Source organism: Streptomyces liliiviolaceus (assembly GCF_018070025.1).
Lineage (GTDB): Bacteria > Actinomycetota > Actinomycetes > Streptomycetales > Streptomycetaceae > Streptomyces > Streptomyces liliiviolaceus.
Genome location: NZ_JAGPYQ010000001.1, coordinates 3,225,947 through 3,252,713, shown reverse-complemented (window position 1 = coordinate 3,252,713; position 26,767 = coordinate 3,225,947). Strand labels below are relative to the sequence as shown.

Genomic DNA, 26,767 nt, shown 5'->3' with positions numbered 1-26,767 from the left:
GTCAGCCGGCCCACCCGAAGGGCACGGTGAAGCACGCCAGCCGGGCGCCCGCACCGCCCGGCTCGGCGTGCAGCACGACGGAGGCGGCCTCGCCGCGCCGGAAGTTCCAGTCGTGCCGCGCACTCGCCCCGCCCTCGCCGCGGTCGTCCGCGGTGAAGTCGAGCCAGACCTCGTTCTCGGGGTTGGCCGCGGCGGGGTCCGTGGACGGCCGGTGCTGATAGTGCCCGCCCGCCGCGGCCGGCTCGGCGCCGCACGGGTCCCGGTGCACATGAACCCCGTACGCGTGCCCCGCCTTGAGCCCCGTGACGCGCAACGCCACGGTCGTACGCCCGCGTTCCTCGCTGCGTTGACTCACCTCGATCCACGCGGCGGGCGGTACGAGTCCGGTGCCGTCGTACGTGACCGCCGCCGACGGGACGAAGGCGCCGGGCGGGGCGAAGCGGGCGTCGGTCCGCATCCGGTAGCCGGGCGCGGAATCGGAATCGGAATCGGTAGAAGCGGAGTCGGCGGGACCGGAGCCGGCGGAAGCGGAGTCCGCGGAAACCGTGGCGTCCGAGGTGCCGGCGGTGAAGGCGGTGAGGGCGACCGAGGCGAGAGTCCCGGCGAGGAGCAGGACGGTTCGCCGCACGACGGCGCCCGCGATGCCACCCAGGCGGTCCGCGCCCTCGGCACCCTCTGTGCTCTCTGTGCCCTGTGTGCCCTGTGTGCTGTCTATGCCTGACGTCATCGTCGGTTCCGCTCCTCGGGTGATCGGGTGCTCGGGTGCTCGGTGGCCCCTTTCCGTTGGTACGGGACCTGCGGGCCGTCCGCCCCGGGGGTGTGGCAGCCGGGTGAACATGGTGTGGCGAACACACGAGCCCCCTGTGGATCTCCTGCCCCACCCGAGGCGTACGCTGTATGGCTGTCACAGGCCGCTCCTGCCGCTCCCCCGCGACACCGCGGCACACGGCACGGTCCGGGCCTACGGGGGAGACACAGGGGAGTTTCGGTGCTTGAGAGTGTGGGGTCGCTGTCCGGCACCCCTTGGATCTACAGCCAATGGATCTATGCCGTGGTGGCGCTGTCGGTCCTGTTCGACGTGTTCCTGCCGGTACTGCCGAGCGGCGTGCTGGTCATCACGGCGGCGACGGCCGCCGCGGCGGGCACCGGAGCGGCGGTCCAGCACGTGCCGGACATCCTCTCCCTGACTCTCTCCGCCGCGACCGCGTCGGTCCTGGGCGACCTGGTGGCGTACCGGCTGGCCTGGCGCGGCGGCGCACGCCTGGACCGCGCCATCGCCCGCTCCCGGCGACTGAGCGCGGCGCAGGAACGTCTCGGCGCGGCCCTCGCCCGCGGCGGCGGCACGCTGGTCGTGCTCGCCCGCTTCGCCCCGGCGGGCCGCTCGCTGGTCTCGCTGGGCGCGGGCGCCGCGCACCGGCGCGTACGCGAGTTCCTGCCCTGGTCGATCCTCGCGGGCCTCGCGTGGGCGGCGTACAGCGTGGCTCTCGGCTACTTCGGCGGCCAGTGGCTGGGCGCGACGTGGCTCGCTTCCGGCATCTCGCTGGTGGCGCTGTTCGGGGCGGGCGCGGGGGCGGCGTACCTGATGCGACGCCCGTCGCAGACGCCGGCATCCGCGCTGGTACCCGTATCCGCACCGGAGCCGGGCCCGAGCGCCTGAGACGCGGCTGCCCTCGGACGGGGCCGCCTCAGGAGGCGCGGGTCCGTCCCCTCACCTCCAGTCCGGCCAGCAGTTCGGCCGTGGCTTCGGCGACGGCGTCGACGGCGCGTTCGAAGACCTCGCGGTTGTGGGCGGCCGGGGCGCGGAAGCCCGAGATCTTGCGGACGTACTGAAGAGCGGCGGCGCGGATGTCGTCCTCCGTGGCCTCTTCGGGAAGGACGGGCGGTCGGAGAGTCTTGATGCTGCGGCACATACGTCCAGTCTCGCGCGCGGCACTGACAACGCGAGCGTTCGTGTGAACTCCCCCTGGGAAGTCCCCCAAAGAACTCGCATCGCAAAATCGAACAGACGTACCATTGCCGGGTGGCTGAGACCTACGACTTCCCAAGCGACCTCCTGGCCGGTCAGGAGGAACTGCATCAGGTCCGGGCCGAACTCCTGGCCCTGCTGAAGCGGCTCCCCTGGTCGGTCGAGCCCCTGGACGGCTTCAGCGACGACCACGGCTGGCGCAAGGTGGAACGCCCCGCTTCCCCGGGCTGGACCCCCGACGAACAGGCAGAAGTGGAAAAGCTCCGCCAACGCGAACGAGAACTGGCGGTCTTCGTAACCTGCCACCGCTTCTGGTCGGAGGTCCCACCAGCGGGAAAGGTGGACGCAAGAATGAGCGTCAAGCACGCGGGGGAGACGGCGGCCCAGCCCCCGTCATAGCCCCGCGACCCCCCTCAGGGACGCGGGGAACGGCACAACCAGCCCCCTCCAGGCCCGCAGCCAAAGTCCCCCACCCAGACCGGCCCGGACCTCCAAAACCCGGGCACACCCCCACCCACCCAGGGGCGCGGGGAACTGCGCAACCAGCCCCCTCCAGGCCCGCAGCCAAAGTCCCCCACCCAAGCCAGCCCGGACCTCCAAAACCCGGGCACACCCCCACCCACCCAGGGGCGCGGGGAACTGCGCAACCAACCCCCACCGCCCCGCAGTCAAAACACTCCCCACCTCGGCGAAGCCGCAAGCCAGAGCCGGAGCCGGAGTCGGAGCCGGAGCCGGAGCCGGAGTCGGAGCCGGAGTCGGAGCCGGAGTCGGAGCCGCAAGGCGACCCGACTAGGCCCCAGCCCCCCGCTCCTCCCGAATCTGCGAAACAACCCCCGCAACAGTCCCCCGCACACCCTCCAACTCGGTCAGAAAGTGCCAGTAGTCCGGATGCCGCCCCTCCAACCCCCCGATAGCCCGCTCCAGCCGAGCCACCGACTCGTCGAGCGGCCGCGCCTGCCGGGGATCGGGCGTGTTGCGCCCGGCCATGGCGAGCCGCTGCGCATCCCGGATCGCGAACCGCGTCCGCTCGATCTCCCGCTGCGGATCCTTCGACACCTCGTTCAGCCGCCGCAACCGATCCCCCGCCGCGGACACCGCCTCATCGGTCGTGTTCAACAGCGCCCGCACGGTGGACAGCAGGGCCGTCGCATCGGCCCACCGCTGCTCCTCCCGAGCGGCCCGCGCCTCCGCCAGCTTCGTCTCCGCCTGCCGGACGGCCTCCTCGGCCTGGTCGGGCACATGCTGGAGGTCCTGCCAGCACGCAGCCACGAACCGCCGCCGCAACTCGCTGAGCACCGGATTGACCTGCCCGGACCGCGTGGTGAGCGCCTGCGCGCGCGTACGCAGCGACACGAGACGGCGGTCGATCTCGGTGGCCCGCTCCGGCAACCGCTCGGCCTCCGCGCGCACGGCCCCGGCGTCCCGCGCGACCCGGTCGGCCCGCTCCAGCGTCTCCGGCACGCCGTGCTGCCCGGCACCCTGGTTGAGCTTGGTGAGCTCGGGGGCGAGCGCGGCAAGACGGGCGGCCAGATCGTCGGCCTTGAGGCCGCTCCCCCGCACCGCGTCGAGCGCGTTCGACGCGGCAAGCAGGGACTGCCGGGCGCGCTCCACGGCAGGGGCGAGCCGGGCGAGCTGGGTCTCGGCCTTCCCGAGCAGCGGCCCGAGCCCCCGCTCGAACCGATCAAGCTCCTGCTTGACGCGGACCAGCTCGTCCTTGGCCCTGGTCAGCTCCGTACGCGCATGCGCGGCGACGGAGGCCTCCAGATCGTCCCGGTCGAGATCATGGGCGTCGACGGCGTCGATGTACGTATGACTGACCTCGTCGATGCGCCGGCCGAGCGCCTCGAAGTCGGCGACCGCGCGCCGGGCGGGCGGGGTGTCGTCGACGGCGGTGATGGTCTCGATCGAGATCCGCAGATCACGCTGCGCGGTGTCGAGCTCGTAGAACGCGGCCGCCGCGGCATCCTTCGCGGCCTGCGCCTCGGCCCGCTGGCTCTCGGAACGCCCCCCGAACCACCGCCGCGTACCCCCGCCGGCGAAGGCGGCGGGAAGCATGAGCGCGACCAGCGGAAGCGGCAGCAGAACGAGGCCCAACAGGTCACGGCCCGCACGGGACCGGGGTACTTGCTGTGCGCACGGCACAAACGGCGTGTACGGCTGTGAAGGTGTCGCCGGTGTCGCCGTCACTTCCCTCTCCCGTGCTGAGATCCGTCCTGCCCCGGTGGTGGCCCCGATTCATTCTCCCACCAGGTAAAGACGAACACACGGGCCGGTTAGTTCGCGGTACGCACCGTGACTTTCCCGTCCTGGGTGTGGGCGGACACCACATGGGAGCTGCTGTTGTCACGCGGCACGGACACGTCCACGGACCCGTCCTGGGCACCGGTCGTGACCCGGTACTTCGCATCCGGCAGCCCGATGGTGAGAGACCCGTCCTGCCCACGCGCCGAGACCCGGTCCGGAACGGAGACGAATTCGAGACGGGCGGCCCCGTCCTGCGTGTTCACCTCAACCTGCCGGGAGTCGATACCACTGCCATGGACGGACCCGTCCTCGGTACGCAGCGTAAGGCGCCCGGAAACATCCTGAACCCGCACGGACCCGTCGGCGGCGCGAATATCGAGCGCTTCCTCGAACCCGGTGGCCCGCACGCTCCCGTCCTGGTCCTTGACCGTGAGGGCGACCCCGCGCGGCACGACGATCCGGTGCTTGGCCGAGCAGTCGGTGACCACACCGGAACAGTGCACCCGCAGTTTCAGAGTGTCGCCCTCGTCCATGCTCCAGGTGATCTCGGGATCCTTGCCGATCGCGACACTGGCCTTGAACCACCGGGTGACCTGTACGTCGTCCACGTCCCCCACGACGAGTTCCAGCGCCGAGTCGTCGGAGTCGACGGTCAGCGAACGCCCTTGGAGCTGAAAGGACCGCGTCTCAGGATCCTTGTCCTCCTCGGCGCTGTTCCCGCACCCGGAGGCAAGCAGCCCCACGGCGACAACCCCCACGCCGACGGCACCGAGCCCCCCACGACGCCGCCACCCACGACTACCCGACAAACGCTGACGACCACTCATACCGAAACTCCCCCAGATCCGAACGCCCAAGGCCTCGCCCCGTCGTACCGGGACACACTTCGACCGTACGGATCCGGCCCCGGCCGGGGGATCCGGACCACTCCCGGATCGGGGGTGGGGAAAACCCCCGCACGGCACCCCCGGGAACGGGTTTGCGGGGCACCACCCCGGGCAATGTAGGCTGTCGACTCGTCCCGGGCGCGTAGCTCAGCGGTAGAGCGCCGCCCTTACAAGGCGGATGTCGGCGGTTCGAAACCGTCCGCGCCCACCAGCTCCAGGACACGACTAAGGCCCAGGTCAACCGGTGCGAAGCCGGATGCCTGGGCCTTGATCTTTGTCGGCGCGTTTTCGCCGCCGTGCCACTTACGTGCCAGAAGGATCCTGCGGAGGCCGCTTGACCTTCCGGATCTGCCCATCGACGTAATCGGCGATCTGGTGGTCCCGCCCGTTGACGAGGTGCTGATAGATGAGCGCAGCCCGCACGGACGAGTGCCCCATACGATGCATCAGCTCTCGCGTGGTCGCCCCACCAGTCGCGGCGAGGGTGTTCCCCGTATGCCGGAGATCGTGGAAGTGGACGTCACCGAGGCCGGTCGAGTCGAGCGCCCGGAGCCAGATCCTCCGGAAGTTGTTCCGCCGCAGGACACCACCGCGGGCCCCGACGAAGACGAGCCCGGTCCGGCCGGCACTCGCGTGCTCGGCGAGGTGGTGAGCCAGCTCCTCGACGAGCGAGGCCGGGAACGCCACGGTGCGGACACCGGCCGCGCTCTTGGGAGCCTTGACCGTGAGGCCCTCCGTACGTGTCTCGGCGTACGCGCGACGAACGGAGACGGTACGGGCCTCCAGGTCGATGTCACGGCGTTGGAGTGCGGCCAGCTCACCGAAGCGGAGCGCCGTGAACGCGGCCAGGAGGATCAAGACGCGGCAGTGCGGCGGAACGGCCTCGGCGAGCCGGTAGACCTCGGGTACGGACAGGAACGGCCGCTCGGTGTGAGTGACTGCCCCAGCACCCTTGATCCGGCACGGGTTGCGCTGGATCAGTCCGTCATCCACGGCCGTGTTCATGATGGCCCGCAGTACTTGGTACGACTTGGAGACGGTGGCCGCGCCGACCCCGGAAGCGAGGAGATCGGTACGCCAGCGCCGTACCTGCGGTGTGGTGATCTCCCGCAGCGGAACCGCACGGAAGGTCGGCAGGATGTGCAGCTTGAGCACGCCCGCGTTGCGCTCCCGAGTGGTGGCGGCGTAGTCGCGATCTTTGAACCAGGACTCCGCGAAGTCGCCGAAAGTCACCGTGACGTCAGGCTTCTGCCAGTTGCCGTCGAGGATCTCGGCCTCTTGCTTCACGAGCCAGCGGTCCGCGTCGGTCTGCGTGGCGAACGTCTTGTCCGCGGTGCGCATCAGACCGTCCGGGCCCCGGTAGCGGGCCTGGAAGCGCCCCGAGGGCAGCTTGCGTACGGATCCGAAGCGGCGACGGCGCCCTTTGGCGTTGGGCATCAGGCCACCGCCTTGAGGTGCGAGGTACGACCGGTGATCGGCTCCACGGTGTGCGCCGCCACGAAGGCGTCCACAGCACTTTCGGGGATGCGGACGTGACGGCCGACCTTGACGAAGGTGATGCGCCGCTCGGCAATCAGGCGTCGAGGGAAACGGGCCGTCGTACCGAGCAGCTCGGCGACCTGGTCGACGCTGAGGTAGCGGTCTTTCATACTGCGGCTCCTTCCGTGGCGCGTTGGTCGCGTAGGGCTTCGCGTGCGGTTTCACGGTTGAGTTGCAGGTCCCGGGCGATGGTGGCGGCGAGTGCGGATTCGCCGGGGGTGTGGCCATGCCCGGCGTACTGCCAGTCGGCGAGGACGAGGACGGTGTCCGGCTCGATGTCGTCGAGGCCGAGTGCTCGGCGTTCCTGCTCGGCACGGAAGTCGGCACGGGCCTGCCGGAGCTCCCCGAGGGTGGTCGAGTAGCGCCGGGACTTGGAGGAGAAGTGGCCGCGGAAGCCAAGCATGTGAGCCCAGGCCCAGAGGCGCCGGTCCGGGTACAGCGGGTCGAGTCGCTTGCACGCTTCGATCAGGCTGCGTGTGTGGTCGGGGACGCCGTGGCGGTCGAGTTCGGAGAGTTCGCCGATGCGGCGGTCGATGGAGCCGGTGTTCTCGGCGGCCTTGGTGGCGTACTTGGCAACGTACGAGGCCACGGCTTGTTCAGTGATGTCGGAGCCGTCGCCGAACGCCTTCACGGGCCGCACGTCGAGCTGAGTGCCCCACCGGAAGGTGCGGGCAGGCTCGTCCTCGATGGCAGGCACGGAGACAGAGGTGTAGGAGTGCGCGGCGGCGGCCTTGATGGCATCCGAGAGCAGGTCAGCCGATGCCCAGAACGGGGGCGGGGTGTCGGGTCCATCCGGGCCATCGATACGGATCACGGCGTGGAAGTGCAGGGCGCCGCGTTTCTGGAACTCGGCGACCTTGCCGTACGAGAGCCGAGCGACTTCCTTGAGTTCGCGTTGGGTGAGGCCGGCACGGACAGCGATCTCGCGGCGCAGTCGGTTGGTGAACCGCTGCCACAGCTGTCCGGCGTAGTTGTTGAACAGGACGGCGCCCGCGTAGTCGTACGTCTTCGGATCGAGTGCCGTGCCGAGCTCAAGCGCATCGGACGCATGGTGGGTGCCGCAGCGGCAGGCGCCTCGGTCGGGACGGTTGTGGACCGGTCCGAAGGACGGAGCGGTGAGGGTGGCGAAGACGCGGGGGTGGTCGCGAACGGTGGCGGGGATGTCTCGGCGGTCGTCCCCGGCCAGGCCCGCGCGGATGAGGTGGTAGGTGTCTCCGGCGTACGTCCAGGCGCAGGAGGGGCAGCGGGAGGCTCGGCGGTTTCCGCAGGCGACGCGGAGGCGTCCGCCGGGCTCGTTCTCGGTGGAGTAGCGGTGCAGGGTCTCGCCGGTCGTCTTGTCCTTGGCGAGGGTCCAGCCGGTGAGGTGGATCGGATCGGCGCAGCCGCCGGTACGGCGGATCTGGTCCTGCCAGCGGTCGAAGTCGTCGGCCGCAGCCACCCTCAGCAGGTCGCCGAGGGTGATCGGGTTGAGGAGGACGTCAGGCACGGGCGCCCTCCCCTGCGGTCGAGCGGCGGGAGGTACCGGTGCCGTGGCAGGCCCGGCAGTTGGCGGTGATGATCCGCAGGTGGCCGTGCCGGTCACGTCCGCCGAGGGTGATGGCGACGGAAGCATGACCGTTGCAGTTCGAGCAGATGTGAGCCTGCGGGTGGCTGTGCGGGGGCATGCTGGGGGTTCCTTCCGGTTGCGAGATCGGAGAGGGGCACGGCTCCCGGGCCGCGGAGACTTGGTGGTTGAGGCCGCCCGGGAGTCGGTCAGCGGTGCTTCGCCTCGCTCGTGATGAGCGAGCGGATGACCAAGGCGCAGATGGCGACGGACGCACCAGTAATGGCGACCGCCAGGAGCATCGAGACAAGTACGGCGCCGACGACCAGGACGACGGCCGTGCCGCTTCCGACGAGGGCGACGACGGCGCCAGGGGTGAGCTGAACAGTCGGCCGAGTCGGAGCAACGGGTACGGGCGCGGGGGAAGTCGGGGTGTGCTGGATGACAGCCGTCGGCTCGATGACGACGGGCGGGGTGATGAAGCCGGTGGGCTGCGGCATGGCCGGGATCTTCGGGCGGAACATCAGCGGATCTCCCTTCGGGACGGCTTACTTGACGGCGGTGTCGATGACCGGGGCGAGGAGGCTGTCCGCGATGAGGTAGCCGCCGAGGAGCAGCACCAGGACCAGCCAGAGGGGCGGGCGGATGAGCTTGATGCCGAGGTAGCCGACGGCGGCAAGGGCGAGCCAGAGCGGGACGTCCACGGGGCGGGCTCCTATCGGGCGGTGCAGCGGTGGGTACGGGCGGCGAGCTGGGCTGCGGTCGCGCTGCCGTAGTCGGCGGACCAGCCGCACCGGTCGTTGGTGCACACAACGGCGTGCTTGGTCTGGCCGTTGCGGTCGCGGTGGGTGCCGATCTGCACGGGCCCGATCCGCATCACGGAGTGGAAGTGGTCGCGAGCAGGCATGTCGGTGGCGCTCCTTTCTGATCAGGCGAGTTGGGCGGCGATGGCGTGGGCGAGCTGGGACGGGACGCCGAGGCGGAGGCGCAGGGTGTCGGTGTCGATCGGCGATCCGGTACGGGCGTGGTGGTCGGCGGCGACCTTGCGTGCGTGGTCGACCAGCGCGGCCGGAACCGACGGAGTCGCAGCCATGGGCGGACCCGGGGCAGGCTCAGGAGCTGAGGTCGGCACAGCGGCGGCCGGGAGTGCGGGAGTTTCCTCCGGCTCGTTCAGCGCGACCGGCATGGGTCCCAGCTCAGACGAGGTGATCGGTTCGGGACCGGTCTCGGGCTCCGGTGCCGCAGCCGGCACTTCGGGCGCCGCCGGGTGGTCGTTGGCAGAATGGGCCAGGAGCGTGCCGCCCATGAAGGCCAGGGCGGGCCAAGCGGCGACGAGGATGCGCAGCCAGGCAGGGACCCGGTCGAGGTCGAGGAGCCCGGCGGTGGCGATGTTGGCGCCGAGCGAGGCGACCAGGGCGATGACGAACCAGCACCAGGCCAGCCGGGACGGACCGTCGGAGCGCAGTCGTCGCCAGGCGGCGACCAGGAGCAGGTCAACGCTGATCGGGTAGGCCCAGGCTTTCCAGCCGCTCTGTCCGGCAGCGGCGGCCAGGTCGTGCAGGTGGGCGAAGGAGAGTGCCCCGGCGATGACGGCTTGGACGAGCACGGCGTCAACTCGGAGGGCGGGGCGGGCCATCACGGCTCCTTCCGGCAATGAGGCATGGAGGGGGTAGGGACCTGGCGCGAGGGACGGTCGCGCCGACCGGGGGTGCGGGGAGGATCAAGCGGTGGCGGAGGCCGTCTTGGACAGCGGCACTCGGGCCGAGGGCAGCGGAGCCACCACGGGCCGGAAGGGCTCCAGGGCGGGCAGGTCCGGGGTCCGGTCGGCGTGCTTGTTGCAGATGTTCACGGCTTGGCGCAGCGAGGTGTGCGGGGCGCGGATGCGGGCCCAGCCGCCGGAGGAGTCGCCGGTGACGGCGATGCCGGGGGTTTCGGTGGGGATCTGGATGGCGGCGAGGACGGCATCCGGGGCGATGTCGCCGAAGGCCATGTTCGCGGAGGATTCGTCGTTGACGCGGTGCGCGGTACGGCCGGTGAGCTGGGCGCGGAGCATGGTGATCCCCTTGCCGAGTTCGGAGCCGAAGCGCTGCCCGCAGATCTCCAGGTAGATCCCGGAGGCACGGCCGAGCTGGGCGAGCCGGACCAGGGCGGTGACGATGCGATCCCGGCGCTTCTCTTGATCCTTGGTGGCGAACAGGGCGAGTTCGGCGACTTCGTCGACCAGGACCACGACCGGGACCGGGCGCATGTCGGCGGGCAGGTCCCAGATGTCTGCGGCGATCTGTGCGTCCGGGACGTTGACGCTGATGCGCTGCTGAGCGCGGATGAGTTGGTAGACGTCCTCCATGTGCGTCACGAGTGCTTCGAGGAGTTCGAGGGCAGTGTCCGGGTTGTCGGCGAGAGCAGAGAAACGCCGGGCGAGCGGGAAGAGTTCGACACCCTGCTTGCAGTCGATGCCGACCAAGGCGACGTCCTGCGCGGCGAGTCCGGCAACGAGGTTGCGCTGATACACGGACTTCCCTGACTCAGTGGCGCCGAGCGTGAGCCCGTGCGGCACGGCCCGGTAGTCGCGGTAGTGGACCGAACCGTCCTCACGTAACGCGACCGGTACCCGCATCGGCCGGGGAGCAGCGGTGGCCGGCATCTGTACTCGCTTGAGCACGTCGTAGCCGGTCATACGGACCTCCACCACGCCGGAGCGAAGTTCACGAGAGGTCACGCCGTACATGCCGAAGGAGTGACGGAGCCGGTCCGACGCGGCCGAGACGTCGAAGGCGTCCTGCCCCGGCCGGAGCTTGAGGCGCATTACCAAGCCGGTACGGGTGGGCCGGACCCGCAGGATGCGCGGGACACGAGACTCGGGCACCGGCCGGTTGGTGATCCGGGCCAGGGCCAGGCGCCACCGGGAGGGCGGCACCGTCAGCCCGCAGGCGTCCATGACTGAGACGTAACGGACCAGGACCCGCAGGACAGCGAAGGTGACGCCGAAGACCAGCCAGTACCAGGCGGGGCGCCGCCACCGCAGGAGACCTGCAGCGGCGACGACCAGCACCAGGGCGATCAGGAAGGCAGTCATGATCAGGCCGCCTGCGAAGCCGAGCCCGCGACAGCCAGCGAGGTGACCGCGACCACGCGGAAGGCGATGCCGTGGCGCTTCTGGCCGTTGAACTCGTTCTCCCACGGCCGGGCGATCAGGCCGGTCAGCACGACCGGGGTGCCCATGACCAGTTCCTCGGAGACGCCCGACTCGGGAACGGTCAGGGAAAGGATCTCCACCTCGTTGTTTGCCGCGAACATGACGTCCACGGTTAGCAGCTTCGCGCCGGTCTCGGCGTCCATGGCGATCTCACCGGTCCGGCGGTCCTTCAGCTTCGTCTGCGGAGCCTTGGCGACCATCACGGTGGCGTTGGAAGTGTCGACGGGGATCTGACGCATTATGGAAGTACCTCTCTGAGGGTGGGAGCGGCGTGCTTACTTGGCGGTGGGGACGCCGCTCCTGTGCGTTGACGGGTGGTCCGCAGCGAAGCCGCAGGCACTCGCACCGTCCTACTGGTGCGCACCAGTAGGTTGCAACTGGTGCGCACCAGAAGTCAAGTGCTGCAGTGACTCCGGTGGTGCAACTCGCTTTGCTGCGACACTTCTAGAGAAGCGCTCGCGCCAACGATTCGGTAGCCAACAGGGGTTAACACGCGTCTCGTTAACCCCTGCCGACCTGCACCGATGTGAGGCATGCTGCTGTTACGGCTCAACACCCCATGCGGAGCGGCACAGGTGATGAACGGACTCAGGACAGCAAGAACCGCGCGCGAATGGTCGCAAGAGCGTCTGGTTCGCGAGATCGAGCGTCATGCGCGTCAGCACATGCTCAGCGTCGCGTCGACAGCGAGCCTGCGCGTGTACGTCTCGGAGTGGGAGAACGGCCGGCGCGCCATCTCGACCCGGTACGCAAGCATCCTCCGCGTCCTCCTGGGCGTCACGGACGACGAGTTGACCGGCAAGCCGGAGGCACCAACCAGCGGCTCCGCAGTCGACGGCTACGACGAGCTCATGGGCCGTATCGACGCGGCCCGCAACGTCAGCCAGACCATGGTGAAGACGTTCATGGACCAGACCGAACTACTGCGGACCATCGACCGGCAGCTCGGTGCGGCAAGCCTTGTCGACCAGATGACCGCGCACCTGTCGACGCTGGAAGACGCCCTCACGTTCGCCGTACTGCCCGAGACGCGACGCCCGGTAGCGGTGGCGTTAGCCGGAGCGGCGACCTTGGCGGCATGGCAGGCACTCGACGTCGGAGCGGTCGAACGAGCCTGGCGCCACTACGAGTTGGGCAAGCGGGCCGCCCAGGAGGCAGACGAGCCGATGTATCTGGCTCACGCCACCGCGGAGCAGGCATACGTACTCTGCGATGCGGGCCGGGCCCCGATGGCTGTCGAGTTGGTACGAGACGCGCAGCGACTCGGCGGCAAGGCAATGTCCCCGCGGCTCAGGGCATGGCTGTACGCGGCCGAAGCCGAGATCTGCGCAAGAGCAGGGCTCCAGGATGAGTGCCGGCGCGCACTCGACAACGCGATGAAGTGCCTACCGTCGGGCGAGGAAGCCCGCGACCCCGACATGCTGAGCATCTTCCTCAACGGCGGTCACCTGGCCAGGTGGCGAGGCAACGCACTGGCCCTGATAGGCGATGAGGAAGCGGTAGGCAGCCTGTACACCGCTTTGGAAGCGACCGATCCGACGTTCATCCGGGCATCAGCAGGACTGCGCTGTGATCTCGCGCAGGCGCACGTGGCCCGCGGCGAGTACGACCAGGCGCACGAGCACCTGCGCCAAGCTCGCTTGGTGGCAAGCCGTACGGGGTCCGTGCGTCACCGACGCCGAATCGAACAGCTCACCCAGCGGCTGTAGGCGAAGCGCCGTCACCCCGGGAAGCAAGCACGTGCAGCAAAGCAACGAGGGTTCCCGAGCCCATGAGTTCACCACGAGCCATCAGGCCAGGTACGTCGGCGAGGGGAACCCAGGCGATGTGCCCGGCTTCCTCCAGGTCGGTCGGTTCGCCAACGAGCTTCGCGCCCTGGCCCACGAAGATCTCATGCGGCGAGTCGACCATGCCAACCATCGGCTGATAGGTGACCACGTGCTCAAGCCCGTCGGGCCGCCAGCCGGTCTCTTCCTCGACCTCGCGCAGGGCCGCCTGCAAGGAGTTCTCCCCCTCGTCGACGATCCCGCCAGGGAGCTCCCAGCCGAAGGACTGGGGGACGAATCGGTACCGCCACATCATGAGGACACGGTCCTGATGGTCGATGACGGCAGCGATGGCCACGTGATGCAGGCGTACGACGTGATGCTCAAAGCGCTCGACACCGGGCGGTTCGACGTCGACGAGACCGAGCTTCACCCAGCGGTTGTCGTACAGAGTCCGCTCGCCATGGATCTGCCACGGCTCGACGTCCGTCGGGGTCTCCGTGGCTACGGACCGATCGGGAACGCGGTATGAACTACGGCCGTGCACTTCGACGGCACCCTCAGCCACCAGCTTCGCCAGCACCTGACGAAGGGCGGTGCGGCCGATCTCCAGTTCCTCGGACAAGGTCCGCTCCGACGGAAGCTTGGCACCGGGGTGGTACTTGCCTGTCGTGATCCACTCGCGAATCGTGCGGTAGACCCGCTCAGACTTCGGTCCCATCCCGTGAGCACGCTCCTTGTCGTCGCGACGTCCTGACGTCTTCAGGCGCAGCAAGCGTAGCCCTGTACCTGCTCACGTGAGTAGGTTGCCCGACGCAGATGATCAAAGACGCTCAGAGTGCGCGGTAGAACTTTCCCTACTTCATCAAGGCCCGCGCACGGCGCGCTACGTACAGCGGGTAGGCGAGAAATGATCTACCAAGCACGTGAGTCGCTGGCCAGACTTACGACATGGGGGCATCCGCAGAACACGCCGTATTCCGTGTGACGTTCACCGACTACCGCCAAGACCCACACGACAGCGACGTCCTACGCCGAGCTGTCACTATCCAGGCGGACCGACTCACCTTCCGGGATGAGCACCTGACGCTCTGGCTCGCCGGCACTGAGGTCGGACAGTTCCCTCTAGGGATCATCGACTCGGTTTGCCTCGATGCCCAGCCAGGCAAGATCCGGGAATCCCCGGAGGAGCTGCGAGCGCGGTACCCCCGCCTGGGCGCACCTTGGTCCGCCGAAGACGACAAACGTCTTCTTGCCCTTTACCAGCAAGGCGAACGAAACCTCGACTCCCTCGGCAAGGAATTCGGCCGAAAGCCCAGCGCCATCGGCTCCCGTTTGGCAAAGCTCGGCCTTGAGAGCCTGGGTTGATTCGACGTGCGTTGAGTATCCCGCGGCGGTCTGGTAGGAGATACAAGCATGCCTCCGGCGGGGGCGCTCAGGCTCCGAGATGGCGGGGCACGTTCGCGAGTTGCGGCCCGCAGAGGGCGTGCGTTGAGATGCTCCCATCCCGTCTGCCATCGCCCCAGGCAGAGCCGAGCAGCCGCGGCCCAGGGCGTCAAGGTCGTTCGTACAGTGGCGCGCTCCACCTTGACGCCCTGAACCACGCCCGCTCCACGATGTGTGGGTCGACGGCAGACGGGATGGGAGCTGGGGCGAGTGGTGGGTTTGAGCAAGTCGTTGCTCACCGTCAAAGCTTGGGACAGCTCGCGCCTGTTGCGACCACAATGATCTTATGGATCAAGGACTAGCAGCACTCCTTGGGGCAGCCGTCGGCGTAACCGGGACTCTCGGTACAACCTGGATCACACAGGTCGCTTCCCGTCGGCAAACCCATGACCAGCGCGAGGCGGACCACCGACGCCAGATTCGGGAAGAACGGCGAGAGTCTTACTTGGTGTTCATGGAAGCAGCCGAACCTCTCGATCACGTTCTTCATGTCCTTCTCTACAAGAGCGATCCCCCTCCGGAAGAACCACCGGAATCGTCGGTTCTGCGCAAGGCACTTGACGATCTCGAAAGCGCGATGCCTGGTCTGTACAAGGCGCATCTACGGCTGGCTATCACTGGCCCTGAAGGCATGTGGGGATACGGCCGTAACGTGTGGGGAAGTGTCCGGACTCTTCGCGCTTTCCTGGAAGACACTCTGAGTGGGGACACAACGAACTACTACACATATTTGGAAAGGCAAGCAGACGGCTTGGAGGATGCACGCGAGATGTTCGCCGGCGCGGCTAACTCCATCCTCATGGGTGACGAAGCCGGCTTCGAGCTTGGGTACGGTCACGGACTGACACCCAGCCAGCGCTCATAACTTGTGCAAACGGTGGTGATTGTTCCTGTGCCGCTTTTTGCGCCAGAACGAGTGGGCACTCGGGGAAGGGGACTGATCATAGAGGCGCGGGGCTACACATCTCCGCTGTACGGCAGAGATGTGCAGCAACTACACAAACCGTAGGCAACCGATGTGAACCGCTAGCACCTCTCGTGAGCAGCGAACACACCCTCAACGACCCCCCGGCCCGCAGATCGCACCGAGGGGCGGGATCGGCAGCGGTGGACAGGCCCTACGGCGAGACCTTGACTCTCTCGCGAACTTTTCGGGCGCCAGTCCAGCGCCATCAGATCCTTCCTTGCCCAGCTTGGCCTTAGCAGCCGTTACGGCCGGTAGCCCAGCGTTGAGGGCTACTTCCGCTCAGCACGGCACCGTCAGAGCTGTGTCAGACCCCTGCCCTAGAGTGTTCTCACCTGTCTGTTCCGGAGCCCTGGGGGGCCTGTGGCTGCGTGGCTCTTGACTTGCAATCCGAGCGGTGTCTTCGACCTTCCGCGCTTCCGCGATGAGGGTAACGAGCTCACCTCATGGACGATCTCTCAGCACAAGCGGGACGTATCAGCCGGCGACCAATTCGTCCTGTGGATGTCCGGCACTAACGCTGGGGTCGTCGCCTACGGTCACCTCACTGGCGAAGCCGCGCGCGGAAGGCCGGACGCCGCTTACTGGCTGACTGATCCAGGGGAGCGCGACTACGTCCCGATAGAGGTCGACCAGTGGCTGGACCGGCGCATTCCAAAGTCCCAACTTGCCGCTGACCCGCGCATGTCCGGCGCCACTATCCTCACAATGCCCGGAGGACGGAACCCCCACCGGCTGAATGATGCTCAGTGGGAGGCGATCCGCGAGGCGCTCAACTCAGCGCAAGAAGAAGACCCCGGATGGACTCTCAACCCGGGTGGAGGGATTCGCCGCGTCGAACTGCACGCACAGTTCGGGGGAAGCTCACAAAACGGGATCAGCCCGTCAGCCACGACGAACAACATTCTCATCTTCACCGCGGCCAGCTCGGGGCACCAGCACGGTTACTTCGACGTATGGAACGAGGACGGCACGTTCCACTACACCGGCGAAGGGCAAACCGGCGATCAGAGGATGGTTCGAGGTAACAAGGCGATCCTGGAGCACCGCGAGACAGGCAAACGGTTGCGCCTCTTCGACGGCGCCCGCGGAACAGTGCGGTACCTCGGAGAATGGACGCTAGACCCCGACCATCCCTACTCGGAGCATCAGGCGCCAGCCACTGGAGGTGGCGACCTCCGCAAGGTGATTCGCTTCCACCTCGTCCCGGTCAGGGCCACCATCAGCGTCCCGGAAGTCGCGATCGGGCAGGACTACGTGACGCCAGACGAAAGCATCAGGCCCACGCCCGCCACACCGAGCGCACCCGATCCAGATCTAGTGGGCCGCAATCTGTCCACACACCGAAGGCTGCAGAACGAGCTCGCCAGACATGCACAGAATCGGGGCTTTACAGCGTTGTCTCCTGACGTATCCGATCCCAACTTCGATCTAGCCTGGCGCGACGCCGAGGGGGGACTGACGGTCTGCGAGGTCAAGTCGTTGACACCCGCCAACGAAGCTCGCCAGCTTCGTGCAGGACTTGGTCAGGTCCTCGACTATCAAGATCAGCTCAGCGACCGGGCCCCTACTGTGTCGGCAGTCCTATGGGTCGAACGAGAACCGTCCGAACTCCGGTGGATCACCCTGTGCCGGCGAGTTGGCGTGACGCTCGCCTGGCCAAGCCAGGAGGATTCAGCCTTCCAGATGGTCTGAGGCTGACCGCTGCAGGCGTGATCACTGACCGTCGTGAGCATCCCCTGGCCGCCACTTGCATGCCTTGCCCTTGGCAGCATCAACTCACCGCAGCTGTGGGAAGATCTGATACTCACCAGGGGAGGTGCCGAGTGGCGAAGTACACGCTCGCAAGTTACGCAGTGAGGATTCGCAGGAATCGGGAAACAGAGTATCTGCCACTCGATGACTTCGATCGATGCGGAGGAGATCTCCTCAAAGAGATTTACGGCTTTCTCCTAAGTCTACAAGAGCGCCCTTACGAGATTACAAGCAAAGAAAGATCTCTGGAATGCCAGGAGATTCACAAAGATAATCGCTCGCTTAATTTCAAGCTGGGTTACGGGAGCTACGGAGCGCAATCCAGGATCCGTGACAGAAGTTCAGGTCAGGTCGTCTTCCAGAAGGAGGAAGATCACATCGACCTCACCGACCTGCGCAATTTCGTGATCGTTCCCCACAACTCCACTTCCGGCCTCCTTTTTACTGAACGCTTTCAGGGCAATGGCGTTATTGCCGTCCTGTCCGAGGCATTCAAGAAAGCCTTCGCAGCTAAGCATTCCGGCTACACACTAGAGATCAACAACATGACCTCTGAAGCCGCATTCGGAACGTACCTTGCCAGTGGCGAGATCAAAGCCATCCGCCTCGTTCGACAAGCTATCCCCCATGACGTGGCAGAGGTGCTTGGAATGGGTAGCACGGAACGTGATCTCGGATCTATCGAGGTGGTGATGCGGCCACCGCGCCTCGGCGCCTTCGGGAAGCAGAAAATCGAGTCAGCATTCTCCGGTGACACAGACGTGTCCAGCATGCTCGAATGGCGCGGCGTCGAGTATCGAGAGATGAAGGTGGTAGTCAAGATCGCCGGTTCGATGCGCACTTTGTCAGTATCGTCCGGCACAACTCCTGCCATGCTCTACGACCTGGATTCCGAGCTCCAGCGGGACGGTCTCCCGGAGATGACAGACTCTTGGGTCTATTCGAAAGCCCGAGATCTAGCCGAAGATATCGCCCAGACAATGGGCATGAGTACTGAAGCCATGCGGCGAGGCTTCGACTGGCCCGAGCTCTGGGATCGTTACCGATTGGAGGCTCCCGTTGATCCGCATGATTGATCTAGTACCGATCATCAAGGATCATTTCCAAACTCTAAGAAGCCACGCCACTAACCAAATCATGTGGGGAGAGGTCTCGTTCTTCTTCGGCGCGCCTGCATTGCTAGGCGCGCTGAGCGTCTTCCTGAATTGGAAGGTGCAAGGAGTTGGCAACATTCTGGCCGCCTTCGCCATTTTGGCCGGACTTCTCTTCAACCTCTTGGTGCTACTTTTTGATGTGGCAGCCAAAGCCGCTCAGGCTGGCGGCCTAGGCGCCCAGAACACACGCCTAAAGCTAGCAAAACAGCTGCAAGCAAATGTCACGTACGCGCTCCTCATCGCCCTGGCAGCTTCAGGCATTTTGGGAGTGGCTTCAGGCATGGGCATGGAAAAGATTAATTGTTGGCTGAGCAGTGTCCTCATAGTCCTTCTAGCTCACTTCCTTTTGACGCTTTTCATGATCATGCGCCGAATCCGCTCGGCTTTTCTGCAATCCCTAACGTAAGCCTCATATGGCACCCAGTCACGCCGGTCACATCACACCATGCGACTGCATGCGTCCCGCTGAACCGACAGCACTCCACAGGCTCACTGGTTGACGGGTGCGACGACCGCCTGACAGTGGCGCATTCGCTTGCGGGTGCGACCCTGCATCTGCCGCAGGCCGGACGTGACTTGCCTCACACATAATGGTCGACAATGTGTACTTTCTGTCCTTTCGCACCCACCTCACCGGGGCCCAGAAACCCGTCTCCGGTTTTTGCACCTATTTGTCGCACGAGGTATTTACATAAGGGCAGGTCAAGGTCACGCGATAGAGATTGACCAAACGGATCGCATTCCGTTATGCCCGCTATGTGAATAGCGTGCTGCCCGCTAGCCATGCCTCCAGAGTGAAGTCATCATTGCGGCATCGACTTTCCCTGTTCGCCACGCCATCGATCCGGCAAAGCTGGGGCGACACGGACGAACAAACGACCACCGCGGAGACATCGAAATGCGCGTTACCCAGGTCCACCCCACTACGCTTACTCCGGCCGCACCTATTTGGGTGATCACAGTGATCGTCATAGTGATCTTGGCATGCCCGGTTTTCAGTGAGATGGCGAATGCACTCACTAACACGCTGTCACTCGTATCGGCTCTGACTGCTAGTGGCTACCTTCACAAGAGATTCGACCGTAGAGGCGCGCGAGGCGTCGCCGGGAGCGAGTGAATCGCAGCGAGGGCGCTGACGGTCATAAAGCAATGATTCGGAACAGAGTCGAACACCGTCGCCTTGGAGGAACAATCTGATGTATCCGGCAGATCCTGTTCTCCTATTCGACGAGGCCGGGCGCATGTTCGTCCTCCAGGACTCAGCTCTTGCCGACGATCTGATCGAGACCGAGGACGAGCTTCACGAGGGTTACGACGGCCATGGGCGTCCGCTTACGGCATGCGGGGATCCTGGGAAGGTCCACCTGGCCGTGGTCACGGAAGAACCTCAAGAGGATGAACTTCGTGGGCGCGTGAACCGCTACTACGCCGTCTTCGCATCGCGGCATCCAACACGCATTCCACCTCAAGAAGACGACCTAGTCACCTTCATCCGAGCTGTATCGGAGGACTGGATCGAGGAGTAGGAGCTGGACCATGCGTGGACAAGAGATACTTACTCGCACTGGGATGGCTGGCTGACCAGCAGAGGAGTCGATCCCACAAGGGCCCTCCGGAGCAGTGTGCTCAGCGTCGAATCTTGCCGTGGGCACATCGCTTCAACCAGCGCGATGATGCGATTAATCAGTGCAGATGCCACGAATGAAGAGCGGGAACCAGTCTCACTGGGTTCCGCTCTTTGTCGTTGCTGCGCACTGATCGCGATAGGCCAGCGATAGAAGTGCGCGAGCTCCAAGCACCGCCCCTGGGCGAGGCACTGTCCCGACGTCCGACCACTCAGGACGACCTGTACGCCAGGCCGAAAGAGTCCGACAGGAACGACATCCGCGCCTCCTCCATTTCCACCAGGACAGTACTGACATCCCGCCCCAGGTACGTCCCCCACGCCTCGATGCCTGCCTCCAAAGCACCCATGACGGTGATCAGAGCGGCCACCACCGTGGCGGCCTCCCCTGTCCAGGAGCCGTCTGCCGACCGCCCCCGCGCAATCATCCAGGGACGTCCGTGCGCCGCACCGGACACCAATGGGTACGAGCTCGTGCTCCATGACGGCAGGAACGCCCTGATCTCCGCAGAGATGCTGTGGTCGAGAGGCGCCGACTCCCCATCCACCGCGTACCCGGCCAGCCTCCCGCGCCGGTTGACCTGCTGCACGGCGCCCGCAGCGGTCACCAGCTGCTCAGCCTCTGCAATGTCACGCACGGCAGCGGCCTGTTCCTCCGGACCGAGCATTACGGCCGCCCCGCTCTGGTTTTGTGCCTCCTTCACCCTCAGACTGGCCGCCCGAGCAATCCTCTGCCCCACCGACACAGCCGGGTCGCACAGATAACCAACGAAGGCCGCACCCTCCAACGTCGCCCGACACAAAGTCAACGGCGACCACACCGGAGGCGGCGACATCATCAAGTCGTACTCCAGCGCGCGCACGTGGTCGAGCGCGTGTGTCCAGATCAGCCGACATGCGTCGACCAGCAAATTGTGGAGATCCCACCGGGCGTCCCGCTCCGGCCCCTCAGGCATGGAGTTGAGAGCTTCGGCTTCATTAGCCCACACTCCACCCGGCACTGCCCCCGCCGGCAACTCCACCGCGCGGCTGGCGTGCTCACGGAACGCACGCAGCACATCTGAACTGGCCTGCGCGAACACCGAGTTGATCGGGATGCAAAACAGGCGCCCGCCATCAGGCCCCACCAGAGAACCATCACTCATGACCACGAGACTAAGCAGACCGAACCAGCCGCCGCTCGGAGTTTCTAGACGCCTCCCTACTCCAGCCGACCGAGCCGTGTCGGGCCAGCCCTTCGAGGACGCGGGCACCCCACAGCGCGCCGACCCCCGACCGGCTCACCAAGCACCGTGTCGAGGGCCCCATGTGTGCCCCTGACGGTGGGTGTTACATCACAAGGAATAGTCACGCGCGACTGCCGGATGAACACCCCACTCGGCGCGCTGAATCAATGCTGCCGAACCTCGATCATTTTCGAGGGTTGCGCGCATCAAGGACGAATGGAGCCCAGCCGACGCGCTTCTTTACCTCTCGATCGTCTAGCCAGTCCTTAGCGCTGAATATTCCCCCAAAGGCCGCTCCTGCACCTGGGAGGATGTGGTTTAGGAACACAGCTGCCGCGGGGACGCCATAGGTTCTAATTTTTCCCTTACCTTTAATGAATCGATCAAGAACATCGCGCGCGTGCCGATCGGCCTGCGCTGCCACTTCTGCCGCTAGGACTTTGAGGTCTTTGCCCTCGACTTCGGTTTCCGCAAGCAACTTGCGGAACTCGGCGATCTGTGCGTGGGATCGGAGATCATGGAGACTTTCATGGAATGCCCCCTGCGGTCCCAGATAATCCAAAGTGTGAAAGCCAGTGATTTGCTCCGCCAATACTAGCCGGTCACCAACTTGGGGCCTTTCTTGAACCAACCCTGCCGCCCCTGACGCATAGCTGTTGAAGATCACGTCAATGTTCAAATCCAGAGCCGCCGCAATGCCCATATCTGCGACTACGTTTTCGAAGCGCAGCCCGGAAGCATTAAACGCACGCCCGGCGATGCGGAAATTAGCGAGCTGTTGACTGTGATGATCGGGCGTGAACTCAAATGGGACCGCTTGGGTGATACGCTCTATCGAGCGATGCATTCCCCTATCAGCTATTCTATCCCGCCGCATAATCTCGTCTTGGGGGATGCCGATCGCCATGTTCGTGAACTGCTCTAGGGCAACGATAGCGCGATCCAAGAGGAGTGGATCGTCCTCGATAAATTTAACGAAGGGTGCCTTTTGGAGGTCGCTCGGACATAGCTCCCTACATACAAACCAAATTTCGTCGTAAGAGAGAACCAGGCCGGTAACGTTCTCCAATATCGGATTAGGGAACATTCCTGACCGAACCGTCAAGTAATTCTTGTAATCGTAGCAAACCGGCCCTGTAAGCCCTACTAATGCCCGCTTCACTCGTGCCTCCCTAACTGAAATGAGTCTCCTACCACCTTTCAGACGCGCGTGCGGCATTGCCGGTTCCCCGTCACACTGGTGGCTTTCTGCCCTAATCCTCTTTCGGCCGCAACTTATGGGTAACCGTCGTTTCGGTAAGCGAGTTGAGGCAGGGTGCGACCGTACTCGGTGCGGAGCCAGCGCTGGCAAGTGCCCCCTCGGTAATCGACGAAGCCAGACCATCGGATTGGTCCCGGGCCGGCCCCAGGCACAGCCTGCATCCAATTTCTCTGTTGCGCTAGACACCCCGGAAGCCAGGTGGCACCTTCTGCTGGACGGTCTATCGCTCCAGCACGCTTCCCCCACGGACGAGGAGCGGCACCATGTGAGTGTCTAACTGCGTGACAACGTCCACGAACTCCGGCGAACGAGCGCGAACTGCTGCGGACCATCAGCTCAGGTGAGAACCGCTCCAGCCCAAGGTAGCTGCCCCGCCCCAGTTGCTTCGGGACAAAGAGGTCATCGCCCAACGGCCCACAACCCCAGTGCTGCCGACGCGGCTTGCTCTGACGGACGTCACCGGGCACCGTGGCTGAGGCCCAGTGATGGTTGCTCTGACATACGCGCGCCTGATCGTTCGACGCACCCACCACCGTGGTTGACGTTCGTCGCCTGAGGCACAGTGGCATCCAAGACCCCGCCTCCAGTCGTTCGGGTATGACGAGGGCAAGAGGCGTGCCATTCTCGTGCCAGAACCCCGCGCGGACTCACGGGGAACAGCGGGGAGGCGACCACAAGTCGCCATGGGACGACACAGGGTTCCGTCTCAGCTCGGTGTGGTAGTCCTGCCCAGAAACCCAAGCTTCCCACGCTCAGAGCGTGAGTTCGATTCTCGCGACCCGCTCCACGAAAGGCCGCAAGCCAACGGCCCAGGGCTTCTTTATTTTGCCCACGTGCCATTCGCATGCCATAAGTGTCTTCAGGCTCATCAGGTTGGATGCCGGGCGGCTCATGGGAGCCGCCCGAGGACGGACAGAGGAAACATGCCCTCCTGTTCACCCGCACCCGCCTCGCGATCTCCGATCACCCGATGAACACTGTTCAGTCGGAGGAGCCAAGGGGCGACCCGATGTGCGAAATGACTCCTGCGATTCCCGGCAACATTTTCTCCAAAGATTGATCCATCGCCGCCACGATGAACGTAACGTGCGTAGCCATGGGAGACCTCATACGCACACGGGCCTGGGCAGAAAGATCAACAGGTATGCCAGTGCTGCCAGGCGCAAGGTCGACCTGGCTCATCACACTTCAAGCGCTTATCAAAGAGCTGTCTGCCAACAGGGAGCCAGCCTCAAGCGATCACGTGCCACTACCTCGGACCGGTGGACTGGACAGGCACCAGCTTCAGCGGCTCGTCCGCGCCGGACTGCTCTCTCACGCGAGGGCGACGCTTACGCCCAGTGCGGCTGCCGCCTCTTGGAGTCAAAGTGGCGACCCTGCCGTGCTCGTTGAAGTGCTCCACTGCAACGTCAGGTTCGTGGGCGAAGCCATGGACGCCTTGTCCTCCGGGCCTCGTACACATGATCAGTTGCTGGAGCTGGCCCGCGAAGAGTTCGACCTGCAGTGGGAGACCGCAGCCCCTGTACGTGATCGCACGGGTTGGCTCGCTGTCACGGGAATGGTTGACCTCTTCGACCATCAGGTCCACCTGACAGAAGCAGGCCGGCGCGTTCTTGCGGCCATCGAGCTGGGGAAGCCCGATCGCGACCAGACCGACACCGTCGTACAGCTCGCCCCCACACCCGGAGTCATCGCCAGGCTTGTCGAACAGCTCGACCAATCCGGCCTCAGGGAGAGGGCGGACGGCGCGAATCTCTACATTCCGGGAATCGCTGCTAACGGCGGGGTGCTGGATGCGCTGCGGGTGCTCACCGAGGCGGCCATTCCGTCGATCAGTGACGCGGACTTCGTGCGATCCGTACAGAGCAACTTCCCCAAGGCCCAAACTGTGGCCACGGCACGAACGGCCAAGGACACCCTGAAGGCGCTCGGACTGATTCAGCGAACGTCATCCGAGAGCTGGACCGCCACGCCGGCTGCCCTTGCTTGGGTCCAGTCGGGCGAACCGCTCGACCTTGCACGCACTGTTCATTCCGCGATCGCATTTTTCGGCGAAGTCCTGGGAGAACTTGACCAGGCGGTTCGACCCACGACCGGCACACTTACGGAACGTAGTTCGCTTTACCTCCCCAACCGCGGGAAGCCTCTGTCCCGCAGCACGGTCAATACGCGCCTGAACCTGCTGGATGCCTGCGGGCTCGTCACCCGGCTCTCGCAGACCACCTACCGTACGACGGCTCTTGGGCGATCGTTCAAGGAGTCGCTGCCCTGCTTCCAGCCAAACGACGCCGCCGGTCGCGCTCCGTCCGACGGAGCCGCCGAAATCCACCACAACGACAGCCCTTCCGGCACCACTCACCAAGTCGTTTCCTTGGGTTCACACATCGCTGCGGTGCTGGAGGATGCCGCACGGGACAGCGCCAACCCCAAGCGCTTGGAGAAGGCCGTCGTCGTTGCGCTGGGCTACCTGGGCATGCCAGGCCAGCACGTAGGCGGCTCCGGAGGGGTGGACGGCCATGTGCGCTTCGGTGTCGGTGCAGATTCGCGGATCCTGGCTATCGAGGCGAAGAGTTCGGCCACTGGTCCTGTCAGGGACCAGCCGTTGTTCGGGTTGTCGGAGCATCGAGTCAGGGTCGGGGCACATATTCACCTCCTCGTTGGGCCAGGCTTCGAACGTCGCATGCTCAAGGAAGCCGACGACGATCCCGCCATCGCCGTGATCGATACCGGGCTGATGGCCGAAGTCGTCCGTCGCCAGGAGCAGACGCCGCTCACCCTGACCCAACTGGCGCCCCTCGTTGAGCCAGCACTGAAGGCAGCTCAGCGCGGTGACGCCCTGCGCCGGTACTGGGAGGCCCAGGACATGCGCAGCCGCCTCGAGTACGCCTTGGTGGACATCTTGAATGCCGAAGCTGAGGACCCCCTGGAGGAGGGTGGCTGGCTCGATCTAACGTCGATCCGACGAGAGCTTCGGACTCGTGGGTACCGCGTCGACGAGGACACGGTCGTGGAAGCCCTCGAGTTCCTGACTTCTTCCCGGATCGGCGTACTTCAACGCTCTGAAAAGCGCTACCGCTGCACGGCGAGCGTCCACACGACAGGACAGCGCATCAAGGCCCTCGGATACCAGTGGACAGCAGCGACAGAACTTCATCAGCAAACGCGCTCAGGAGACGAAGCCGCCCATACATAGCTGACTTTTCGGGCTCATTGGGTCGATGGGCGCTGCCCCAAAATTGGGGTCCGTCGAACGGACTTGAATACCGATTTACAATGCGTACGAACGACAATACATACCTGCCGGGGTGAGTCCGGCACCCGGCCAGCCCCACCCCGAATCCGCATCCGGTGTTAGCTCACGCTCCTTGGACTGCCGTCGATACTGTGCTCAGGGAGCATGACGAAGCTGGCCATCGCGCCAAGTGGGCGATGCATCCGTATCCCTTCGGATTGGGCCAGAACCTCCGCAGGCTGCATACCCGGGACGTCGTCTGCGACCTACCCCACTATCTGCCGTGCCAGTAGGCAGTACACGCGGCCGTCTCAGTTTCCGTCTCAGTCAGCACCGTTCACGGCCGTTCAGGCGAGACCCGGAGCTGCCCCCGCTCCGACAGCCGACCGCCCATGAATCCAGGTGAACGCCTCTGCACGCACCCCAACACCGCAGCCTCACAGTTGGAAAACGTGTTGGCCCTCATGGAAGCGCCGACCCACGACACCGCCAGTGCCGGCAGCTAGGTTGAGGGCGTGGACGAGGAAGCGATCACCATCAAGCTCACGCGCGAGCAAGCGTTCGTGCTGTCGGACTGGCTCTATCGAGTCATGTTCCAGTCCGACGACCTGGAGGGGATCATGCACGACCGAGCTGTCTGGTCGCCGATCTATGCGATCTCCGGAACGCTGGACAAGACGCTGAGCGAGATCTTCATGCCCGATTACGGCCCACGCCTTGAAGCGGCCATGGAGCGTCTCCGTGCCAATCTGTACGGCGGAGCAGACGAGCCGACGACTCCAGGGCAGGACACGGCCGACACACCACAAGCGCACCAGATCAAACGAGGAACAGCGGGGAACCACGGCGAAAGCGACCGAGGGCGATGAGACCCGGTGCCAGGTGAAAGCCTAGTTCAGCAGGCCTACCAGTTATAAATGCCCGCAGCTTCCCAAGCTGAGGGCTCGCGCACCGTCGTCACGAG

The 26,767-nt window shown here is 65.4% G+C and carries 28 protein-coding genes and 1 tRNA gene; 12 read left to right on the top strand and 17 right to left on the bottom strand.

What is annotated here, in order from left to right; translation table 11 throughout:
* Position 1: 1 nt before the first annotated feature.
* Positions 2 to 613: a superoxide dismutase family protein gene (locus tag J8N05_RS14215; protein WP_247706712.1), complete on the bottom strand. Its 612-nt coding sequence runs from the start codon at positions 611 to 613 to the stop codon at positions 2 to 4.
* A gap of 375 nt (positions 614 to 988) precedes the next feature.
* Here J8N05_RS14215 and J8N05_RS14210 point away from each other — a divergent pair, with 375 nt between their 5' ends.
* Positions 989 to 1,657 carry a DedA family protein gene (locus tag J8N05_RS14210; protein WP_210883023.1) on the top strand — a complete coding sequence of 223 codons (669 nt, stop codon included), beginning with the start codon at positions 989 to 991 and terminating at the stop codon, positions 1,655 to 1,657.
* A gap of 28 nt (positions 1,658 to 1,685) precedes the next feature.
* On the opposite strand, the gene J8N05_RS14205 is transcribed toward J8N05_RS14210, so the two are convergent.
* A complete protein-coding gene (locus tag J8N05_RS14205) occupies positions 1,686 to 1,910 on the bottom strand; it encodes a DUF2277 domain-containing protein (protein WP_210883022.1) in 225 nt (74 codons plus the stop codon).
* A gap of 110 nt (positions 1,911 to 2,020) precedes the next feature.
* Between J8N05_RS14205 and J8N05_RS14200 the strand changes: the two genes are divergently transcribed.
* Positions 2,021 to 2,365, top strand: coding sequence for a hypothetical protein (locus J8N05_RS14200; RefSeq protein ID WP_210883020.1), 345 nt, complete (start codon positions 2,021 to 2,023; stop codon positions 2,363 to 2,365).
* Positions 2,366 to 2,755: 390 nt separating this feature from the next.
* On the opposite strand, the gene J8N05_RS14195 is transcribed toward J8N05_RS14200, so the two are convergent.
* Both J8N05_RS14195 and J8N05_RS14190 read right to left on the bottom strand, forming a co-directional pair.
* Positions 2,756 to 4,060 (bottom strand): coiled-coil domain-containing protein, encoded by a 1,305-nt coding sequence (locus tag J8N05_RS14195; protein ID WP_247706271.1) that lies wholly within the window; start codon positions 4,058 to 4,060, stop codon positions 2,756 to 2,758.
* A 179-nt stretch (positions 4,061 to 4,239) separates the two neighbouring features.
* Complete coding sequence (locus J8N05_RS14190; protein WP_210883016.1) at positions 4,240 to 5,037, bottom strand: DUF4097 family beta strand repeat-containing protein; 798 nt, start codon at positions 5,035 to 5,037, stop codon at positions 4,240 to 4,242.
* Positions 5,038 to 5,233: 196 nt separating this feature from the next.
* Here J8N05_RS14190 and J8N05_RS14185 point away from each other — a divergent pair.
* Positions 5,234 to 5,308 (top strand) — tRNA-Val (locus tag J8N05_RS14185).
* Positions 5,309 to 5,400: 92 nt separating this feature from the next.
* Here J8N05_RS14185 and J8N05_RS14180 read toward each other — a convergent pair.
* From J8N05_RS14180 to J8N05_RS14135, 10 genes are all read right to left on the bottom strand, one after another.
* On the bottom strand, positions 5,401 to 6,534 hold the full coding sequence (locus J8N05_RS14180; RefSeq protein WP_210883015.1) for a tyrosine-type recombinase/integrase: 1,134 nt from the start codon (positions 6,532 to 6,534) through the stop codon (positions 5,401 to 5,403).
* Complete coding sequence (locus tag J8N05_RS14175; RefSeq protein ID WP_210883014.1) at positions 6,534 to 6,746, bottom strand: helix-turn-helix domain-containing protein; 213 nt, start codon at positions 6,744 to 6,746, stop codon at positions 6,534 to 6,536. The genes J8N05_RS14180 and J8N05_RS14175 overlap by 1 nt, the downstream gene beginning before the upstream one ends.
* A complete protein-coding gene (repSA, locus tag J8N05_RS14170; RefSeq protein ID WP_210883013.1) occupies positions 6,743 to 8,122 on the bottom strand; it encodes a replication initiator protein RepSA in 1,380 nt (459 codons plus the stop codon). The genes J8N05_RS14175 and repSA overlap by 4 nt, the downstream gene beginning before the upstream one ends.
* A complete protein-coding gene (locus J8N05_RS14165) occupies positions 8,115 to 8,300 on the bottom strand; it encodes a hypothetical protein (RefSeq protein WP_210883012.1) in 186 nt (61 codons plus the stop codon). The genes repSA and J8N05_RS14165 overlap by 8 nt, the downstream gene beginning before the upstream one ends.
* 88 nt (positions 8,301 to 8,388) lie before the next feature.
* Positions 8,389 to 8,703, bottom strand: coding sequence for a SpdD-like protein (locus J8N05_RS14160; protein ID WP_210883011.1), 315 nt, complete (start codon positions 8,701 to 8,703; stop codon positions 8,389 to 8,391).
* 24 nt (positions 8,704 to 8,727) lie between these two features.
* Positions 8,728 to 8,883, bottom strand: a complete 156-nt coding sequence (locus J8N05_RS14155) for a hypothetical protein (protein WP_210883010.1) — start codon at positions 8,881 to 8,883, stop codon at positions 8,728 to 8,730.
* A gap of 11 nt (positions 8,884 to 8,894) precedes the next feature.
* The gene (locus tag J8N05_RS14150) at positions 8,895 to 9,086 is read right to left on the bottom strand and encodes a mobile element transfer protein (RefSeq protein WP_210883009.1); all 192 of its coding nucleotides are present in this window, start codon (positions 9,084 to 9,086) and stop codon (positions 8,895 to 8,897) included.
* Between the two features lie 21 nt (positions 9,087 to 9,107).
* On the bottom strand, positions 9,108 to 9,815 hold the full coding sequence (locus J8N05_RS14145) for a DUF2637 domain-containing protein (protein WP_210883007.1): 708 nt from the start codon (positions 9,813 to 9,815) through the stop codon (positions 9,108 to 9,110).
* An 84-nt stretch (positions 9,816 to 9,899) separates the two neighbouring features.
* Positions 9,900 to 11,255 carry an FtsK/SpoIIIE domain-containing protein gene (locus J8N05_RS14140; protein ID WP_210883005.1) on the bottom strand — a complete coding sequence of 452 codons (1,356 nt, stop codon included), beginning with the start codon at positions 11,253 to 11,255 and terminating at the stop codon, positions 9,900 to 9,902.
* A 2-nt stretch (positions 11,256 to 11,257) separates the two neighbouring features.
* Complete coding sequence (locus J8N05_RS14135; protein WP_210883004.1) at positions 11,258 to 11,614, bottom strand: SCO3933 family regulatory protein; 357 nt, start codon at positions 11,612 to 11,614, stop codon at positions 11,258 to 11,260.
* Positions 11,615 to 12,040: 426 nt separating this feature from the next.
* Here J8N05_RS14135 and J8N05_RS14130 point away from each other — a divergent pair, with 426 nt between their 5' ends.
* Positions 12,041 to 13,084, top strand: a complete 1,044-nt coding sequence (locus J8N05_RS14130) for a tetratricopeptide repeat protein (protein ID WP_210890178.1) — start codon at positions 12,041 to 12,043, stop codon at positions 13,082 to 13,084.
* On the opposite strand, the gene J8N05_RS14125 is transcribed toward J8N05_RS14130, so the two are convergent.
* A complete protein-coding gene (locus J8N05_RS14125; RefSeq protein ID WP_210890177.1) occupies positions 13,068 to 13,862 on the bottom strand; it encodes a GntR family transcriptional regulator in 795 nt (264 codons plus the stop codon). The genes J8N05_RS14130 and J8N05_RS14125 overlap by 17 nt on opposite strands.
* Positions 13,863 to 14,125: 263 nt before the next feature.
* On the opposite strand from J8N05_RS14125, the gene J8N05_RS14120 reads away from it, so the two are divergent.
* The 6 genes from J8N05_RS14120 to J8N05_RS14095 all read left to right on the top strand — a co-directional run bounded on the left by J8N05_RS14120 (position 14,126) and on the right by J8N05_RS14095 (position 19,986).
* Positions 14,126 to 14,509 carry a hypothetical protein gene (locus J8N05_RS14120; RefSeq protein WP_210883003.1) on the top strand — a complete coding sequence of 128 codons (384 nt, stop codon included), beginning with the start codon at positions 14,126 to 14,128 and terminating at the stop codon, positions 14,507 to 14,509.
* Between the two features lie 532 nt (positions 14,510 to 15,041).
* Entirely contained in the window at positions 15,042 to 15,452 is a 411-nt protein-coding gene (locus tag J8N05_RS14115) for a hypothetical protein (protein ID WP_210883002.1), read from the top strand.
* 462 nt (positions 15,453 to 15,914) lie between these two features.
* Complete coding sequence (locus tag J8N05_RS14110) at positions 15,915 to 17,246, top strand: hypothetical protein (RefSeq protein WP_210883001.1); 1,332 nt, start codon at positions 15,915 to 15,917, stop codon at positions 17,244 to 17,246.
* Positions 17,247 to 17,377: 131 nt separating this feature from the next.
* On the top strand, positions 17,378 to 18,382 hold the full coding sequence (locus J8N05_RS14105) for a hypothetical protein (RefSeq protein WP_210883000.1): 1,005 nt from the start codon (positions 17,378 to 17,380) through the stop codon (positions 18,380 to 18,382).
* Positions 18,375 to 18,866, top strand: a complete 492-nt coding sequence (locus J8N05_RS14100) for a hypothetical protein (protein ID WP_210882999.1) — start codon at positions 18,375 to 18,377, stop codon at positions 18,864 to 18,866. Before J8N05_RS14105 ends, J8N05_RS14100 begins: the two co-directional genes overlap by 8 nt.
* 790 nt (positions 18,867 to 19,656) lie before the next feature.
* On the top strand, positions 19,657 to 19,986 hold the full coding sequence (locus tag J8N05_RS14095) for a hypothetical protein (RefSeq protein ID WP_210882996.1): 330 nt from the start codon (positions 19,657 to 19,659) through the stop codon (positions 19,984 to 19,986).
* Between the two features lie 310 nt (positions 19,987 to 20,296).
* On the opposite strand, the gene J8N05_RS14090 is transcribed toward J8N05_RS14095, so the two are convergent.
* Complete coding sequence (locus tag J8N05_RS14090; protein ID WP_210882994.1) at positions 20,297 to 21,229, bottom strand: hypothetical protein; 933 nt, start codon at positions 21,227 to 21,229, stop codon at positions 20,297 to 20,299.
* 265 nt (positions 21,230 to 21,494) lie between these two features.
* The gene (locus J8N05_RS14085; RefSeq protein WP_210882992.1) at positions 21,495 to 22,217 is read right to left on the bottom strand and encodes a hypothetical protein; all 723 of its coding nucleotides are present in this window, start codon (positions 22,215 to 22,217) and stop codon (positions 21,495 to 21,497) included.
* Positions 22,218 to 23,988: 1,771 nt separating this feature from the next.
* On the opposite strand from J8N05_RS14085, the gene J8N05_RS14080 reads away from it, so the two are divergent.
* Both J8N05_RS14080 and J8N05_RS14075 read left to right on the top strand, forming a co-directional pair.
* Positions 23,989 to 25,764, top strand: a complete 1,776-nt coding sequence (locus J8N05_RS14080) for a hypothetical protein (protein ID WP_210882991.1) — start codon at positions 23,989 to 23,991, stop codon at positions 25,762 to 25,764.
* 554 nt (positions 25,765 to 26,318) lie between these two features.
* The gene (locus J8N05_RS14075) at positions 26,319 to 26,672 is read left to right on the top strand and encodes a hypothetical protein (RefSeq protein WP_210882990.1); all 354 of its coding nucleotides are present in this window, start codon (positions 26,319 to 26,321) and stop codon (positions 26,670 to 26,672) included.
* Positions 26,673 to 26,767: the final 95 nt, after the last annotated feature.